The organism is Herbidospora sp. RD11066, from assembly GCF_054661255.1.
The window spans coordinates 23,138-39,477 of sequence record NZ_BAAGDO010000005.1; the positions used below are offsets into that span (position 1 = coordinate 23,138).

Here is a 16,340-nt window from a genome sequence, read left to right on the forward strand (position 1 = left end):
GCATGGCCCGTGTGGACGGGCTCTCCCCAACAGAACGGGACATTCTCGAATTCGAGGACGGCTGGTGGCGCCATCCCGGCGCGAAGGAACAGGCCATCAGCGACCGTTTCGGCATGTCCACCACCCGCTACTACCAGGTCCTGGCCGCGTTGATCGACCGTCCCGAGGCGCTGGCCGAGAATCCCGCTCTCGTCAACCGCCTGCGCGAGCGCCGGGACGCGCGCCGCCGCGGACGCGGGCGGTCGATCTGAGTTCACGTCGCGTTAACCTGCGATTGACAGAGTGACCGTCGCGCGACGAAAGGGGCGAAGCCGTGGGGGAAATTCCGGACGTTCGGACCAGCGGTGGCCGGGCCGGCCTTGAAGCGATGGTGAACGACCCGGGCGGGGCCGTCATCGGCCTCGACTTCGACGGCACGCTGTCACCGATCGTCGCCGACCCCGCGTCGGCCTGGATCCACCCCGCCGCCCCGGCCACGCTGATCAGGCTGGCCGAGGTCGTGCGCCGCATCGCGGTCGTCACCGGCCGGCCGCCCGGCACCGCGCTCGCGCTGGGCGACACCCCCGAAGGCCCCGACCTGGTGGAGGTCCCCGGCCTGGTCATCCTCGGGCAGTACGGGATCGAGCGCTGGGAGGGCGGGGAGATCACCTCGCCACCCCCGCCGCCCGGCCTGACGACGATCCGCGCCGCGCTGCCCGGCCTGCTGTCGGGCCACGAGGGCGTGACCGTCGAAGACAAGGGGCGGGCGCTGGCCGTCCACACCCGGAGCTGTCCCGACCCCGACGCCGCGCTGGAGGCGCTGCGGGTGCCGCTGGTCGAGCTGGCCGCCGCCAACGGACTGGTGGTCGAGCCCGGCCGCAAGGTGCTGGAGCTGCGCGGTCCCGGGGTCGACAAGGGCAAGGCGCTCAAGGAGCTCCTGATCGCCGAACGGGCCCGTTCGGTCATGTTCATCGGCGACGACCTGGGCGACCTGGCCGCGTTCGAGGCGGTGGCGTCGGTGAACATCCCGGGGGTCCGCGTCTGCTCGGCGTCGGCCGAGGTGACCGCGCTGGCCGAGCAGGCCGACGTGGTGGTCGACGGGCCCGACGGGGTGGTCGCCTTCCTCGAAGGGCTCCTCAAGTCGATTGCAAGCCGCGAACAGTAGCCTCTGCGCCATGATCTCCAGAACTCTGGCGGTGGCAGCCGCCGGCCTCGCCCTGGTCGGATTCGTCTCCACTCCCGCCGCTGCCACTGCGGCGGGCACCAAGACCGTCCAGTTGCGCAAGGGCCTCACGATCAAGATCCCGTCGAACTGGAAGGTCTACAAGACCGCCCCCGACTACGTGCGGATCGTCACCGGCAGCTGCCCCACGGCGGGCACCAAGAACTTCGGCTTCCGCGACTCGGGGTGCCGCAGCTTCTGGGTGTTCGGCCCGGCCGCCATCAGGGTCGGCCACGAGACCTTCAACCCCTACGACCCGAGCCGCCCCTACAGCCCGGCGACCGACGTCGGCCCCTGCGTCTACAACAAGAAGCTGTGGATGCAGTCGTTCAAGACCAAGCCGGTCGTCAAGGGCTACAAGCCCGTCGGCGCCGGTCACAACGCCCACTACCGCGAGTGGACGGGCAGCTGCATGTACGGCCCGCCCAAGTACAACCGCGCGGGCTACTTCACGCAGCGCGAGTGGTACCTGCCGCAGTCGAAGATCCTGGTCGTCGACCAGTGGAAGACCCCCGGCCTGGCGACCATCCTCAAAACTGCGACCTGGAACTGAGCAGCCCGCCGGCCGCGAGGCCGAGCAGCGCGGGGGCCAGCAGGAAGGCCGTGTGGGTGCCGAAGGCGTCACCCAGCGCGCCGAGCACGAACGGCCCGGTGCCCGAGCCCACCCCCGCCCACACCGAGGCGATCCCGCTGGCCTGGTCGGGCCGCCCGCCCGAGGTCTCGATCATCCGGGTCAGGCCCAGGGGGAACAGCATGCCGATCCCGGCGCCGCTGACGGCCAGGCCGGCGTAGCCGACGGCGACGGAGGTCGTCGACCAGAAGATCGTCCAGCCGACGAGGGTGACGGCCATGGTGCCGAGGAAGACCTGCCAGACCGGGAAGCGCAGGGTGAGGGCGGCGCCGGCGAAGCGTCCGGCGGCGATGCCGGAGAGCATCGCGGTCAGTCCGGTGGCCGCCTCGGCCAGCGACAGCCCGGTCCGCTGGGAGAACAGCTCGGCGGCCCAGAGGTTGAAGACGAACTCCACCGCCACGCAGCAGAGCAGCACCGCCCCGGCGAAGTGGAACCGCCAGCCGAACGGCCTGCGCACCCGGGTCACCTCCCGCTCGGCCGGGACCTCGGGGAACCAGACCCGGCCCATCCCGAGCGCCAGCAGCGCGGTGAGCACGACGGGGATGAACATGGCCGCCCGCCACCCCAGCACCGACTCGGCCAGCACGCTGAACCCGTAGGTCGCCGGGATGCCCGCGAGAACGCCGACCGCGTTGGCCTCGCTGATCGAGGCCGGTCCGGCGGGGCCGTGGTGGTCGCTGAGGGCGGCCATGGAGACGTACAGGGCGATGGCGGCGAAGCCGCCGGCGATGCTGTATCCGGCCAGGGTGAACGCGAGGGTCGGGCCGAAGCCCACCAGCACCATGCCGGCGTTCATGCCCGCGATGCCGAGCCAGACGGCGAACCGGCGGCCGTAACGCCTGGTGAGCCAGGGCATCGACAGGCCGGTGAGGATGCTGCCGACGGCCATGCCGGTGCCGTGGAGACCGGCGATCGCCTGGGTGACGCCGAGTTCGGCGCGCAGGGTGGGCAGCGCGGAGGACAGTCCGTACAGGTAGGTGGCGAAGGTCGCCAGCATCAGATAGACGAACCAGGTGGGCCGGTCGCGCGTGAACGTGATGGCAGGCGTCGACACCGGCAATTCCCCCGATATTGATAGATATACGGGGAAACCGTACATCGTCAGGACAGAGCGGCCAACTGGTCGGCGAACCAGCGCTGCGGGGGCATCGCGGTGGCCGCCTGACGCAGCCGCACGCAGCGTTCGGCCCGCTCTTTGTCGGGCATGACCAGGGCTTCGTACAGGGCGGCGGCGGTGCCCGTGACGTCGTAGGGGTTGACCAGGAGCGAGTCGGCGCCGAGTTCGGCCGCCGCGCCCGCCTCGCGCGAGAGCACCAGCACGCAGCGGGGCGACAGGATCGGCCCCTCTTTGGCGACCAGGTTCATGCCGTCGCGGATCGGGTTGACCAGCAGCACGTCGGCCATGCGGTAGGCGGCCAGCGAGCGCGGATAGTCGTCTTGCATGTTGAGGATCAGCGGATCCCAGTCGTCGGTGGCGTATTCGTCTTCGATCTCCTTGGCGCAGCGCTGCACGGCCGCGGTGTATTCGCGGTATTCGGGCAGGTCGTGGCGCGAGGGATAGGCGAAGGCGAGGTGGACGACCTTGCCGTGCCACTCGGGGTGCTCGGCCAGGAACTCGCGATAGGCGAGCATGCCCCGCACGATGTTCTTGGACAGCTCGGTGCGGTCGATGCGTACGATCAGCCGCCGGTCGCCCACCTGCTCCTTGATCGCCTGCATGTGCGACTCGACGTCGGGCTCGGCGGCGCGGGCCAGCAGCGCGTCGCCGTCGACGCCCAAAGCGTGCACCCCGATCTGGGTGATCCGGCCCTCGAACTCGACCGTCATGGCCGACCGGTCGACCCGCGCGCCGAGCACGGCCTCACAGCAGTCGATGAACGCGCTCGCCCACCGCTCGGTCAGGAACCCGGCGTGGTCGGCGCCCAGCACGCCCTGGAGGATCTCGGCCGCGATCATGTCGGGCAGCAGCGCGAAGTATTCGGGCGGCGCCCACGGGGTGTGGGAGAAGTGGGCCACCCGCAGGTCGGGCCGGTCGACGCGGAGCATCGCCGGGGCCAGCGTCAGGTGGTAGTCCTGGATCAGGACCTTGGCGCCGTGGGCCGCCTCTTCGGCCAGGGCCAGCGCGAACATCCCGTTGTACTCGCGGTAGGACTCCCACTCGCGCTGGAACCGGGTGTCGAAGGTGGGCGCGAACGGGGTGTTGTAGAGCAGGTGGCCGACGAACCACAGGGTGGAGTTGGCGACCGCGTTGTAGGCCCGGTGGAAGACGGCCGGGGGGATGTCGAGCATGCGTACGGGCCCGGTGTCGTAACCCGCGCGGTCGATGCGGCCCTCGGGGGCCACCCGGACGGCGCTGCGGTCGCCGTCGGTGAGCGCGGCGCAGACCCACAGATGGTCGTCACCTCCGGCCACTTCTGACAAACCGGACACCAGTCCGCCGCCGCCTCTCCGCATCGTCAGCGCGCCGTCATCCGAGAGGATGAACGAGACGGGCCCGCGGTTGGAGGCGATCAGCGTTGAACTCACGGTGGGCACACCCCAGATGGCCGGAGGACTAAGAAAAGATGTCGTCGACAATAGGATGTCAGGAAACCCCCGGCCGCCGAAGAATCGGGGCAGTCAATGCCGCTTGACGAGACCACCGAGGAACTGGCCCGCACCGCGGCCACCGGCGACCACGTCGCCCTCGGCGAACTGCTGCGCCGCGTCGAACCCGATGTGCTGCGCCACTGCGAACGCCTTCTCCCTTATCGTCAGGACGCCGAAGAGGCCTGTCAGGACACCCTGCTCGCGGTGGCCCGCAACATCGGCCGTTTCGAGGGCCGCTCCCGCTTCTCCACCTGGCTGCACATCGTGACCGCCAACTGCGCCCGCACCACCTACCGCACTTTGAAGCGCCGCTCCGCCGAGCAGTCGAGCGACGACCTGGCCGAGCAGCGGCCCGACCCCCACCGGGTCAGCGTGATCGCCGGCGCCCGCCTCGACCTGCTCGACGCCATCGAGGCGCTGGAGGCCGAGAAGCCCGATCTGGCCCGCGCGCTGGTGCTCTGCGACATCGTGCAGCTCGACTACTCCGACATCGCCGCGCAGCTCGGCATCCCGCTCGGCACCGCCAAGAGCCGCATCCACCAGGCCAGGAAGCACATCCAGGCCTCGCTGGGCGACGGATATCTCGGAAGGTGAGACAGCGATTCGGACTCTGACGGGTCCAAGGTACAGTTTTGTGGACAACTGAATATTTGCTCATCCAGAGGGGTGGAGGGACCGGCCCTGCGAAGCCCCGGCAACCATTCCGATTCAACTCGCCACGGGGCGAGGCCGATCGGAACAGGTGCCAATTCCGGCCTGTGATCAAGGCGGTCGCAGGCGAAGATGAGGGAAAGGCCTCGCTTCATGGCGCTTCAGCACGACTTCGGACCCGCCGTCGCCCTCTCCTGCCGCGAGTGTGGCGCCCGCTACGACCTCGGTCCGATCTTCGCCTGTCAGGACTGTTTCGGGCCACTTGAGGTGGCGTACGACTTCGGCACCGTGACCCGCGAGGACATCGCCGCCGGTCCGGCCAACATCTGGCGTTACAAGGCCCTGCTGCCCGTCCCGGCGAACGTCGCCGACAAGCCCAACCTCCAGCCCGGCTGGACCAAGCTCCACCACGCCGGGAACCTCGGCGCCGAGCTCGGGCTCCGCGACCTCTACGTGAAGGACGACTCGGGCAACCCGACCCACTCGTTCAAGGACCGCGTCGTGTCGATCGCGGTTGAGGCGGCCCGTAACTTCGGGTTCACAACCCTTTCGTGCTCGTCGACCGGCAACCTCGCGGGCGCCGTCGGCGCCGCCGCCGCGCGGGCCGGGCTCGACTCGTGCGTGTTCATCCCGTCGAACCTCGAAGAGGCCAAGATCGTCGTCGCGTCCGTGTACGGCGGCAAGCTGGTCGGCATCGAGGGCAGCTACGACGAGGTCAACCGCTTCTGCTCCGAGCTCATCGGCGACCCGCTGGGTGAGAAGTGGGGCTTCGTCAACGTGAACCTGCGGCCCTACTACGCCGAAGGCTCCAAGACGCTGGCCTACGAGATCGCCGAGCAGCTCGGGTGGCGCATCCCCGAGCAGATCATCATCCCGATCGCCTCGGGCTCCCAGCTCACCAAGATCGACAAGGGCTTCAAGGAGCTCATCGCGCTCGGGCTGGTGGAGGACACCCCCTACAAGATCTTCGGCGCCCAGGCCGAGGGCTGCTCGCCGGTCTCGGCCGCCTACAAGGCCGGGCACGACGTCGTGCGCCCCGTGAAGCCCGACACGATCGCCAAGTCGCTGGCCATCGGCAACCCGGCCGACGGGCCCTACGTGCTCGACATCGCCCGGCGCACCGGCGGGGCCGTCGAGGACGTCACCGACCCCGAGATCGTCTCGGCGATCCGGCTGCTGGCCCGCACCGAGGGCGTCTTCGCCGAGACCGCCGGCGGTGTCACGGTCGGTGTGCTGCGCAAGCTCACGGAGGCCGGGGTCATCGACCCCGAGGCCACCACGGTGGTCCTCAACACGGGCGAGGGACTCAAGACCCTCGACGCCGTGCAGGCGGAGGCCCGCCCGACGGCGGTCATCCGGCCGTCTCTCGACGCCTTCCGCACCGCATTCGCCAACTAACGCCTCGTAAGGAGAACATCATCATGAGTGTTTCAGTGCGGATTCCGACGATTCTCCGTACGTACACCGGAGGCGTGGCCGAGGTGGCCGGCGAAGGGGCGACGCTGCGCGAGGTGTTCGAGAAGCTCGAAGCCGACTACCCCGGGATCGGGGCCCGGATCCTCGATGAATCGGGCAAGGTGCGGCGTTTTGTCAACGTCTACGTCGGAGAAGAGGACGTCCGTTTCTCCGAAGGTTTGGACACTCCAACCCCGGCCGGCGTACAGATTTCGGTGATCCCCGCCGTAGCCGGAGGGTAACCTTCCGCAGCCTTTCCCACACCCACGTACTCCTACAGTGCGTGGGTGTTTCTATGTTTACCTGCACTTCTATCGTTATCGAAGCTTAATGAGTGCCATGGCATATGGTGCAATTCTCAACCAACCAATCTCTAACCGAAAAAGAAGCCCTCTCGCTTTGGGCGAACGACAACAAGTCAGGGGTCGATTGACTCTGTTGTCCCACGCCTTGCCATGTGTATGGTCGAGAACGATCGACGTAGCCGGGAAGAACGGCTCGAAAGGTCACGGATCAGCGGTGGAATGGGCGGATCCGTTGCCAGGCCCAGCAAGAGGAGTCGGAAAGTGGCGCAGGGCACCGTCAAATGGTTTAACGCGGACAAGGGCTACGGCTTCATCGCGGTAGACGGTGGTAAGGACGTTTTCGTCCATTACTCGGCAATCATGATGGACGGCTACAAGGCCCTGGAGCAGGGTCAGCGTGTCGAGTTCGACATCACGCAGGGACAGAAGGGTCCACAGGCGGAGGGTGTCCGGACCGTCTGATCCCCACCAGGCAGTAATCAACCCCACAACCCCCAACGACGTGGAGCCCGGTCCGCAGCCTGCGGTCCGGGCTCTTCTTTCGTGGAGGTGCTGGTCGTCGGCCTTCGGCTTGCACTCGACCGGTGAGAGTGCTAAACAGTTGGTTGGCACTCCCCGGCCGGGAGTGCCAACCATACGGATCGAGGCGATGGGGCCTGCCAAAGGGTATGCGGGCCTTGCCGTCGCGGGCGTCGGCTCGGTCCTCTCTTTCGAAGCCACCCTCTTACTGGGAGGTCCAGCCTTATGGCAGCCAAGATGATCGCGTTTGACGAGGAAGCCCGGCGCGGTCTCGAGCGCGGTATGAACCAGCTCGCCGACGCCGTCAAGGTGACCCTCGGCCCCAAGGGCCGAAACGTCGTGCTGGAGAAGAAGTGGGGCGCCCCCACGATCACCAACGACGGTGTCTCCATCGCCAAGGAGATCGAGCTCGAAGACCCGTGGGAGAAGATCGGGGCCGAGCTCGTCAAGGAAGTCGCGAAGAAGACCGACGACGTCGCGGGTGACGGCACCACCACCGCCACCGTGCTCGCCCAGGCGCTGGTGCGCGAGGGTCTGCGCAACGTCGCCGCCGGCGCCAACCCGATGTCCCTGAAGAAGGGCATCGAGGCCGCCGTCGAGCGCGTCAGCGAGGAGCTTTCCAAGCTCGCGAAGGACGTCGAGACGAAGGAGCAGATCGCCTCCACCGCCTCGATCTCCGCCGGTGACACCGAGATCGGCGAGCTCATCGCGGAAGCGATGGACAAGGTCGGCAAGGAAGGCGTCATCACCGTCGAGGAGAGCAACGCCTTCGGCCTCGAGCTCGAGCTCACCGAGGGTATGCGCTTCGACAAGGGCTACAACTCGGGCTACTTCGTCACCGACCCCGAGCGCATGGAGGCGGTCCTGGAGGACCCCTACATCCTCGTCGTCAACTCGAAGATCTCCGCGAACAAGGACCTGCTGCCGCTGCTCGACAAGGTCGTGCAGGCCGGCAAGCCGCTCCTGATCATCGCCGAGGACGTCGAGGGCGAGGCCCTCGCGACCCTGGTCGTGAACAAGATCCGCGGTCTGTTCCGCTCGGTGGCCGTCAAGGCCCCCGGCTTCGGCGACCGCCGCAAGGCCATGCTGGGCGACATCGCCACGCTGGCCGGCGGCCAGGTCATCTCCGAGGAGATCGGCCTCAAGCTCGAGTCGACCACCCTCGACCAGCTCGGTCGCGCCCGCAAGGTCGTCGTGACCAAGGACGAGACCACCATCGTCGACGGCGCCGGTGACGCCGACCAGATCGCCGGCCGGGTCAACCAGATCCGCGCCGAGATCGACAACACCGACTCCGACTACGACCGCGAGAAGCTCCAGGAGCGCCTCGCCAAGCTCGCCGGCGGCGTCGCCGTCATCAAGGCGGGCGCGGCCACCGAGGTCGAGCTCAAGGAGCGCAAGCACCGCATCGAAGACGCCGTCCGCAACGCGAAGGCGGCCGTCGAAGAGGGCATCGTCCCCGGCGGTGGCGTGGCTCTGCTGCAGGCCTCGGCCAAGGCGTTCGACAAGCTGGAGCTGTCGGGCGACGAGGCGACCGGCGCCGCGATCGTGAAGAAGGCGCTCGAGGAGCCCCTGAAGCAGATCGCCGTCAACGCCGGCCTCGAGGGCGGCGTCGTGGTGGAGAAGGTCCGCAACCTGACCCCGGGTGAGGGCCTCAACGCCGCGACCGGCGAGTACGTCAACATGTTCGACTCGGGCATCATCGACCCGGCGAAGGTGACGCGCTCCGCGCTGCAGAACGCCGCTTCGATCGCGGCCCTGTTCCTCACCACCGAGGCCGTCATCGCCGAGAAGCCGGAGAAGAACCCGGCTCCCGCGGGCGGCGGCATGCCCGGCGGAGACATGGACTTCTAAGTCCATCAGCACCACACAGAGCAGGCGGTCCCCGTTTCCGGGGCCCGCCTTCTTCTGTTTCCGGGTGTACGACTAGAGGTGCTTCACCCAGCGGCCCCACTCTTCTTGGAGCGTGTAGCCGGTCGCCGTCCACGCGGGGTGGGCGTCGGTGTTGCCGTGCAGGACCATCGCGTCGACCCGGAAGGCGCCGAACGCCTTGAAGCGCTCCTCCGCGGCGGCGATGAGCTGTTTCCCGATGCCCCTGCGCCGCGTCTCAGGTGCGACCGCGAGCCGGTAGAGGTGCGCGCGCCAGCCGTCCCACCCCGCGACGACCGTGCCCACGATGGCGCCGTCGAGTTCGTACACGAGCAGGGCTTCGGGGTCGCGCTCGATGAGCGCGTGCACTTTCGCGGGGTCGTCACGCCGGTCGGTGCCCTCGGCGGCGGCCACCCAGAAGGTCAGGATCGCCTCGACGTCGGCCGAGGTCGCAAAGCGGATCATGGCGTCACCCTGCCACGGGAGCGGGGCCGGCGTCGCGGACATTTCCGACTCGGCCCGGTTCACAGCGCTTCCGGGAGCGGGCGGCTGTGCACCACGGTCAGGGTGGTGACGGCTCGGGTGAGGACCACGTAGAGGCGGGCCAGGCCCCGGGGCTCGGCCTCGACGATGTCGGCCGGTTCGACCACCACGACGTGGTCGTACTCGAGACCCTTGGCGAGGCCCGCGGGGACGACCAGGACCGTCGAACCGTCGCCGTCCGGGCCCAGCACGGGGGTGCCGAGGGCGGTCGCGAAGGCCTCCGCGTCGGCGTCGCGGACGATGACACCCACCGAACCCTCGCCCGCGGCGCTCACGGCGCCCCTGACGCCCGCCAGGACATCGGAGGTCTCCACGAGCCTCAGCGAGCCCGCACCCGGGCGCAGCGAGCGCGGGGCGGCCAGTTCGGGGGCGATGCCGGGCAGCAGGCGGGCGGCGTAGTCGAGGACCTCGCGCGGGACGCGGAAGCCCAGGGTCAGTTCCGTCACCAGACCCTCGGCGAAGCCCAGGTGCGTGAGTACGGCGGTCCACGAGCGCGCCGACCACGGCGTGGTGCCCTGCGCGAGGTCGCCCAGGATGGTCGCCGAGCCGTTGCGGCAGCGGCGGCCCAGCGCGCGCAGCTGCATCTCCGACAGGTCCTGCGCCTCGTCGACGACCAGGTGGCCGTGGGAGGGGGTGCGGTCCATCAGGTCGGCCAGCTCGTCGAGGAGCGCTCCGTCGGCGCCGCTCCACTTCGCACTCTTGTGGGACTTGTAGGGCTTCGTCCACAGCAGAGCGGTCTGTTCTTCGGCCGTCAGGTCGGTCTTGGCGGCGCGGGCCAGGAACTCGGGGTCGGCGAGTAGCCGGAACAGCACCTGCTCGGGGACCAGCTTCGGCCAGACCTGGTCGACCACGGCCTTGACCGACTTCGAGCGGGCCACGGCGTCCTGCACCCGGTCGTCGGGTGACTCGCCGCGCCGCTCCATCTGCACCAGCACCTGGTGGGCGAGCCGCTGCGCCAGCGCCGCCCGCCCGGGGTTGTAGCGGGTCGTGCCGCGCAGCGAGGCGACGATCTCGCGCACCTCGTAGTCGGCCACGCGGTAGCGGTTGGCCCCCTTGGTGACCAGCACCCCTTCGAGCGGTTTCACCACATGCAGCCACATGGCCCGCTTCAGCACGGCGGCCATCCGGGCGTCACCTTTGACGGCCGAGACCGCCGGATCCTCGGGGTGCGCGTGGTCTCCCAGGATGCCCGCCACGGTCGTCTGGTCGACCTTCACCTCACCGAGCGCGGGAAGAACCGAGGAGATGTACGACAGGAACGCGCGGTTCGGACCCACGATCATGACCCCGGCGCGAGACAATTTCTCGCGATGGGTGAACAGCAGATAGGCGGCGCGGTGCAGGCCGACGGCGGTCTTCCCGGTGCCGGGCGCTCCCTGCACGCACACGGTCACGCCGAGTTCGGCGCGGACGATCTCGTCCTGGTCGGGCTGGATCGTGGCGACGATGTCGCGCATCGGTCCGGTGCGCGGGCGCTCGATCTCATCGGTCAGAATGCGGGAGGGGCCGAGGTCGCCGCCGTGGGCGAGGTCCTCGTCTTCGAAGGCGGTCAGCGCGCCACCCTGGTAGCCGAACCGGCGCCGCCGGTCGACTCCCATCGGGTCGGCCGGGCTGGCCTGGTAGAAGGCCCGGGAGACGGGTGCGCGCCAGTCGATGACGAGCGCCCGGCCGCCGCCGTCGTGGACGTGCCGGCGGCCGACGTACAGCACCGGCGGCAGGTCGTCGTCGGCGGAACGGTCGAGGCGGCCGAAGAACAGGGGGGTGTCCGGGTGGTCGGCGAGAGCCGCGACGCGCTGGTCGAGCAGTCCCTGGAGCACCTGCCGGGAGACCCAGTCACCGGCCATGTCCGACGACAGCGAGCTCGCGTGCTCGCGCATCGCCCGCAGGGCCGCACGCGACTCGTCGAGGTGCCTTCGCTCCTCCCCGAGGTCGTCGGCCGGGGGTATGTCGGGGGCCAGGGTGTGTTGCGGCATGACGGAGTGCCTCCTGAAGAGCTGGGCGAACCGGCCAGCCTAGTCGCCGGTCGCGGTCAGACCAAAAGGTTTACGGCCCGTCTGAGTCGCGTCGTGGCCGGGTAGGGCGGCAGAGGTGTTCCGTGGTCCGATCCCGATCCCGCCCGCGCTGCCGGCCGCCGTCATGGTGCTGCTGGCCGCCCTGTGGGGTCTTTCCGTGTACGCGGGGTGGGGGCTGGAGGCGTTCTGCGCCGGCGGAGAACCGGCCGAGGAGTGCGCCGGGCGCATGACCCTCGTGATCTCCGTCTCCTCACTCTTCGCGGTCGTCGCGACCGCGCTCACAATCGGCGCGTGGGTGACTTGGCGCGCCCGTCTTCTCGTGTACGCAATCGCCGCATGGATCGGCGCGGAAGGCGTACTATTCGTCGGAGGTCTGGTCGCGCAGTAATCTCGCGAATACCCTCCGAAGTCTTAATCAATCGGTATGGGAAAAGCCTAAGAAAAGCGCGGCAAATCAGGTGATTGCCCAGGACAATGGGGGTATGCCCGAACCTGGGCGTTGATGCCATCTTTGGCTGTGGGGGCCAGGCACGAGGGGGTGATGAGGTTGACTCGGGCCTACGGAATTTCGTGGACTTAAGTATGTTTTCTAAGTAGACCCGGCGGGAGTTGTCCCGCCGGGTCTTTTAATTGCGTCAGGTAAGCACGTCGTCGGCGTCGATGATCTGGTAGGCGTAGCCCTGCTCGGCGAGGAAGCGCTGCCGGTGGGCGGCGAAGTCCTGGTCGACGGTGTCGCGGCTGACGACGGAGTAGAACCGGGCACCGCCGCCGTCGGCCTTGGGCCGCAGCACCCGCCCGAGCCGCTGCGCCTCTTCCTGCCGGGAACCGAAGGTGCCCGACACCTGGATGGCGACCGCCGCCTCGGGCAGGTCGATGGAGAAGTTCGCCACCTTCGACACGACGAGAACCTGGAGTTCTTTGTCGCGGAACGCCTGGAACAGCCGCTCGCGCTCCTTCACCTTGGTTTCGCCCTTGATGACCGGCGCGTTCAGATGTTCGCCGAGTTCGTCGAGCTGGTCGATGTACTGCCCGATGACCAGGACCTGTTCGCCCGAGTGCTTTTTCACCAATGCCTCGGTGACGCGCAGCTTCGACGGAGTGGTGGCGGCGAATCGATAACGCTCGTCGGTGTCGGCCATCGCGTAAGTGAGCCGCTCGTCGTCACGCAGGGTCACCCGGACCTCGACGCAGTCGGCCGGGGCGATGTAGCCCTGGTTCTCCATCTCCTTCCAGGGCGCGTCGTAGCGCTTCGGGCCGATGAGGGAGAACACGTCGCCCTCGCGGCCGTCTTCGCGCACCAGCGTGGCCGTCAGGCCCACCCGGCGGCGTGCCTGGAGGTCGGCGGTCATGCGGAAGATGGGGGCGGGCAGGAGGTGGACCTCGTCGTAGACGACCAGACCCCAGTCGCGGGCGTCGAACAGCTCGAGGTGGCGGTAGACGCCGCCGCGCTTGGAGGTCATCACCTGGTAGGTCGCGATGGTGACCGGCCGGATCTCCTTCTTGGTGCCGGTGTACTCGCCGATCTCGTCTTCGGTCAGGCTCGTGCGCTTGACCAGCTCGGTCTTCCACTGGTGCACGCTGACCGTGTTGGTGACCAGGATGAGCGTGGTCGCCTGGGCGTGGGCCATGGCCGCCGCGCCGACGATCGTCTTCCCGGCGCCGCAGGGCAGCACGACCACGCCGGAGCCGCCGTGCCAGAACGCGTCGGCGGCCTCCTTCTGGTAGGGCCGCAGCGACCAGCCCTCTTCGGTCAGCGCGATCGGATGGGCCTCGCCGTCGACGTAACCGGCCATGTCTTCAGCGGGCCAGCCGAGCTTCAGCAGCAACTGCTTGATGTTGCCGCGCTCACTCGGGTGGACGGCCACCGAGTCGGCGTCGAGGCGCTCGCCGATCATCGGCTGCACCTTCTTGGCCCGCAGCACCTCTTCGAGCACGGCCCGGTCGGTGCTGGTCAGCACCAGCCCGTGGACGGGGTGCTTCTCCAGCCGCAGCCGCCCGTAGCGGGCCATCGTCTCGGCGATGTCGACGAGCAGCGCGTGGGGCACGGGATAGCGGCTGAACCCGATGAGGGCGTCGACGACCTGCTCGGCGTCGTGGCCGGCGGCGCGGGCGTTCCAGAGGGCCAGCGGGGTGATGCGGTAGGTGTGGACGTGTTCGGGCGCGCGCTCGAGTTCGGCGAACGGCGCGATGGCCCGACGGCACTCGTCGGCGCGCTCGTGGTCGACTTCCAGCAGCAGGGTCTTGTCGGACTGGACGATGAGCGGCCCGTCGTTCACGGGTGGAGCCCCCTAATCAGTTGACGTCGGCGACGCCGGTGATCCGGTGGAGTACGAAGCGGTGGATGGCCGCCCTCGTCTCGTCGTACGCCGTCAGGTAGCCACCCTCTATTCTCGCCGGTTCGAGGATCCGGCTCGTGGCCTGACCTTGTGAGTCTAGGTAACCGATCCAAACCCGGGAGCCCTGCCTGATCGCCTCTTGGAGCGCCGAGATGGTCGCGGTCGCCGGGGTGCGGGGGACCGCGCCGCCCGGTTCGCCCACCGGCGCGGGCCGCGACAGCAGCGCCTTGTCACCGGCCCGCAGCGCCCGGATCGCCGCCGTGACCACCTCGGCCTCGGGCGCGAACAGCCCGTTGACCTGCCGCACCGGCTGGGCCTCGGCGCGCCGGGCGTCGGCCCGGGTGATCAGCACGTCGCCTTCGAGCGACTCGGCGACGGGGGCGTAGCCCATCGCGCGCAGCGAGTCGAGCATGGTCGCCCGCGTCGCCTTGGACACCAGCACGGTCGGGGCCAGCCGCCGCATCCGCAGCACCGAGGCCCGCCGGTCGGCCAGCAGTTCGTCGAGGACCGCGGGGTCGTCGCACCGCAGGTAGGCCGACGCCGAGCCGACCCGCAGGCGGCCGTGCCGCCGGGCGACGTCGGTCACCAGGTAGGACAGTGGCTGCGGGACCGGAGTGGTCGAGTGGCGGGCCAGCATGGCCAGGATCTCTTCGGCGCTCTGCCCGGCGTCGAGGACCCGCCTGATCGAGCTCTCGGCGAACCGGTAGACGGTCGCGCCGCCCTTCGACTCGATGTCGGCCGCCATGCCCAGCCAGCGGTCGAGCTCACCAGTGAGCGGCCCGGGGGCGACGGCGGTCAGATCGGCCTGGAGCACGACGTGGGCGACCGGCTCGGGCAGCAGCGGGGCCAGCAGCCCGGCCGCCTTCTCGTTGTCGAGCAGCGCCCGGCCGTGGGGCGACAGGACGCCGAGCCCGGTCAGGCCGGCGACCTCGGCCTCGCGCAGCGCGAACTCGGTCATGCGTTCCAGGTGGGCGCCCCTTCTGCGGGGGCGTTCCCACGTCAGCCGGGCCAGTACCGACTCCTGCGTCGGGGCGAGCCGGGTCGCGGCGACGACCGACAGCACCCGGCGGCGGATCTCGGCGGCGGCGCCCCGGCGCAGGTCGGGGTGGAGCACGTTGAGCAGGCGGTCGCGGTCGTCGCGGGCGCCCGCGAGGCCGGGCACCCGGTCGAGGGTCAGCCAGGCCCGCGCCACGGTCTCCCAGCGGTCTTCGGTGTGGCGGGCCCGCCAGGCGTCGTAAGCGGGGGTGGGCAGCCACTCGGCGTCGGCCGGGCCACCCGTGGCGACCAGCCCGGCGGCGTGGGCGACCTCGATGACGAGGGCGGCCGTCCATTCGGGCACGTCGAGGAGCTGGGCCGCGCGCCGCAGGTCGCGGATGGCCAGGCCGCCCGTGCGCAGCACCCCCGGCGCGTCGACGCTCCAGATCTCGCAGAGCTCCTCGACGGACCGTACGAAGCTGAAGGCCTGGCCGGCGGCGGTGCGGGCGGCCAGGTCGGCGCGGCGGGTGGCGCCGGTCAGCGGCGGCGGGACCGGCGACAGGTCGCGGTGGAGACGGTCGTGGCGGAGCACCAGCCCGACCTCACGCGGCAGGGTCACGGTGTCGTCGCCGATCGCGCCGAGCAGGCCCCGGGCCAGCAGCTGCTCGATGGGCGACTGGGCGGTCTCGACCGACACCTCGCGCCGCGCGTTGGGCACCCGCCCCGACGGCGGCCCCCAGGCCAGTTCGTCGAGCGCGGCACGGGCCTGCGGGCCGACCTGGTCGAGCAGTTTGCGTATTCTCCCCGGCTCCGCCAGTTTCACGGCCGTTCGCTGGTCGTGGCGGAACACGTGGGCGGCCGGCTGGCCGAGCCCGGCGGGCGGGTCGAGCGCCTCCTTCACGCCCGGGGCGAGCCCGCGCGCGTCGTCGACCAGCGCCATCTCGGTCAGGGTGGCCAGCGCGCGGTCGATCGCCTCGTCGGTGCCCGGGGCGTCGTTCGTGGCCCGGTGGACGGCTTTCGCGAGCTCACCGGGCGGGAAGACGACCAGGGTCTCGGCCACCGCGAGGGTGAAGCCGTCGAGCCGGTCGAGGGCCCGGCCGATGGCGGATGGGGTTCCGGCTCTTGCCGCCAAACCCGGCACATTCGCCGGAACCGGGGTGATCAGCTCGGGTCGGGACATGGCGAGCACGCGCAGTTGCTCGTCGCTCCGGCTGCGCAGCCACTCCGTGAACCCCTCGCTCATCCTTTCCATCG

Annotated in this window: 15 protein-coding genes and 1 riboswitch; of the genes, 9 read left to right on the forward strand and 6 right to left on the reverse strand. The window is 69.6% G+C overall.

Features of this window, described 5'->3' with window-relative positions; translation table 11 throughout:
- Positions 1-11 precede the first annotated feature (11 nt).
- The 3 genes from ACYQ78_RS20295 (at position 12) to ACYQ78_RS20305 (ending at position 1,754) form a co-directional block, all read left to right on the forward strand.
- On the forward strand, positions 12-251 hold the full coding sequence (locus tag ACYQ78_RS20295; protein WP_459802441.1) for a DUF3263 domain-containing protein: 240 nt from the start codon (positions 12-14) through the stop codon (positions 249-251).
- 116 nt (positions 252-367) lie between these two features.
- On the forward strand, positions 368-1,144 hold the full coding sequence (gene otsB, locus ACYQ78_RS20300; protein ID WP_459802442.1) for a trehalose-phosphatase: 777 nt from the start codon (positions 368-370) through the stop codon (positions 1,142-1,144).
- Positions 1,145-1,154: 10 nt separating this feature from the next.
- On the forward strand, positions 1,155-1,754 hold the full coding sequence (locus tag ACYQ78_RS20305) for a hypothetical protein (RefSeq protein ID WP_459802443.1): 600 nt from the start codon (positions 1,155-1,157) through the stop codon (positions 1,752-1,754).
- Here the strand turns inward: ACYQ78_RS20305 and ACYQ78_RS20310 are convergent.
- Both ACYQ78_RS20310 and ACYQ78_RS20315 read right to left on the reverse strand, forming a co-directional pair.
- A complete protein-coding gene (locus tag ACYQ78_RS20310; RefSeq protein WP_459802444.1) occupies positions 1,732-2,886 on the reverse strand; it encodes an MFS transporter in 1,155 nt (384 codons plus the stop codon). The genes ACYQ78_RS20305 and ACYQ78_RS20310 overlap by 23 nt on opposite strands.
- Before the next feature lie 47 nt (positions 2,887-2,933).
- Positions 2,934-4,358 (reverse strand): alpha,alpha-trehalose-phosphate synthase (UDP-forming), encoded by a 1,425-nt coding sequence (locus tag ACYQ78_RS20315; RefSeq protein WP_459802445.1) that lies wholly within the window; start codon positions 4,356-4,358, stop codon positions 2,934-2,936.
- A gap of 96 nt (positions 4,359-4,454) precedes the next feature.
- Between ACYQ78_RS20315 and ACYQ78_RS20320 the strand changes: the two genes are divergently transcribed.
- From ACYQ78_RS20320 to groL, 5 genes are all read left to right on the forward strand, one after another.
- Entirely contained in the window at positions 4,455-5,015 is a 561-nt protein-coding gene (locus ACYQ78_RS20320) for an RNA polymerase sigma factor (RefSeq protein ID WP_061299589.1), read from the forward strand.
- A 57-nt stretch (positions 5,016-5,072) separates the two neighbouring features.
- Positions 5,073-5,211, forward strand: a riboswitch (SAM riboswitch).
- Between the two features lie 14 nt (positions 5,212-5,225).
- Positions 5,226-6,470: a threonine synthase gene (gene thrC / locus ACYQ78_RS20325; protein WP_459802446.1), complete on the forward strand. Its 1,245-nt coding sequence runs from the start codon at positions 5,226-5,228 to the stop codon at positions 6,468-6,470.
- Between the two features lie 23 nt (positions 6,471-6,493).
- The gene (locus tag ACYQ78_RS20330; protein ID WP_459802447.1) at positions 6,494-6,769 is read left to right on the forward strand and encodes a MoaD/ThiS family protein; all 276 of its coding nucleotides are present in this window, start codon (positions 6,494-6,496) and stop codon (positions 6,767-6,769) included.
- A gap of 324 nt (positions 6,770-7,093) precedes the next feature.
- Positions 7,094-7,294, forward strand: coding sequence for a cold-shock protein (locus ACYQ78_RS20335; RefSeq protein WP_066373698.1), 201 nt, complete (start codon positions 7,094-7,096; stop codon positions 7,292-7,294).
- A gap of 282 nt (positions 7,295-7,576) precedes the next feature.
- Entirely contained in the window at positions 7,577-9,205 is a 1,629-nt protein-coding gene (gene groL / locus ACYQ78_RS20340; protein WP_459802448.1) for a chaperonin GroEL, read from the forward strand.
- A 72-nt stretch (positions 9,206-9,277) separates the two neighbouring features.
- Here groL and ACYQ78_RS20345 read toward each other — a convergent pair whose 3' ends face one another.
- Positions 9,278-9,685 carry a GNAT family N-acetyltransferase gene (locus ACYQ78_RS20345; RefSeq protein ID WP_459802449.1) on the reverse strand — a complete coding sequence of 136 codons (408 nt, stop codon included), beginning with the start codon at positions 9,683-9,685 and terminating at the stop codon, positions 9,278-9,280.
- Between the two features lie 59 nt (positions 9,686-9,744).
- Positions 9,745-11,736 carry a HelD family protein gene (locus ACYQ78_RS20350; protein ID WP_459802450.1) on the reverse strand — a complete coding sequence of 664 codons (1,992 nt, stop codon included), beginning with the start codon at positions 11,734-11,736 and terminating at the stop codon, positions 9,745-9,747.
- A gap of 115 nt (positions 11,737-11,851) precedes the next feature.
- On the opposite strand from ACYQ78_RS20350, the gene ACYQ78_RS20355 reads away from it, so the two are divergent.
- The gene (locus ACYQ78_RS20355) at positions 11,852-12,163 is read left to right on the forward strand and encodes a hypothetical protein (RefSeq protein ID WP_459802451.1); all 312 of its coding nucleotides are present in this window, start codon (positions 11,852-11,854) and stop codon (positions 12,161-12,163) included.
- A 247-nt stretch (positions 12,164-12,410) separates the two neighbouring features.
- Here ACYQ78_RS20355 and ACYQ78_RS20360 read toward each other — a convergent pair whose 3' ends face one another.
- A complete protein-coding gene (locus ACYQ78_RS20360; RefSeq protein ID WP_459802452.1) occupies positions 12,411-14,051 on the reverse strand; it encodes a DNA repair helicase XPB in 1,641 nt (546 codons plus the stop codon).
- A 16-nt stretch (positions 14,052-14,067) separates the two neighbouring features.
- Positions 14,068-16,329, reverse strand: coding sequence for a helicase-associated domain-containing protein (locus ACYQ78_RS20365; protein ID WP_459802453.1), 2,262 nt, complete (start codon positions 16,327-16,329; stop codon positions 14,068-14,070).
- Between the last annotated feature and the right edge of the window lie 11 nt (positions 16,330-16,340).

Bases quoted from the DNA above. Each gene is read 5' to 3' on its own strand.
- otsB (WP_459802442.1), top strand. From the start codon at position 368: ATGGTGAACGACCCGGGCGGGGCCGTCATCGGCCTCGACTTCGACGGC.
- ACYQ78_RS20305 (WP_459802443.1), top strand. From the start codon at position 1,155: ATGATCTCCAGAACTCTGGCGGTGGCAGCCGCCGGCCTCGCCCTGGTC.
- ACYQ78_RS20320 (WP_061299589.1), top strand. From the start codon at position 4,455: ATGCCGCTTGACGAGACCACCGAGGAACTGGCCCGCACCGCGGCCACC.
- thrC (WP_459802446.1), top strand. From the start codon at position 5,226: ATGGCGCTTCAGCACGACTTCGGACCCGCCGTCGCCCTCTCCTGCCGC.
- ACYQ78_RS20330 (WP_459802447.1), top strand. From the start codon at position 6,494: ATGAGTGTTTCAGTGCGGATTCCGACGATTCTCCGTACGTACACCGGA.
- groL (WP_459802448.1), top strand. From the start codon at position 7,577: ATGGCAGCCAAGATGATCGCGTTTGACGAGGAAGCCCGGCGCGGTCTC.
- ACYQ78_RS20345 (WP_459802449.1), bottom strand. From the start codon at position 9,685: ATGATCCGCTTTGCGACCTCGGCCGACGTCGAGGCGATCCTGACCTTC.
- ACYQ78_RS20350 (WP_459802450.1), bottom strand. From the start codon at position 11,736: ATGCCGCAACACACCCTGGCCCCCGACATACCCCCGGCCGACGACCTC.
- ACYQ78_RS20365 (WP_459802453.1), bottom strand. From the start codon at position 16,329: ATGAGCGAGGGGTTCACGGAGTGGCTGCGCAGCCGGAGCGACGAGCAA.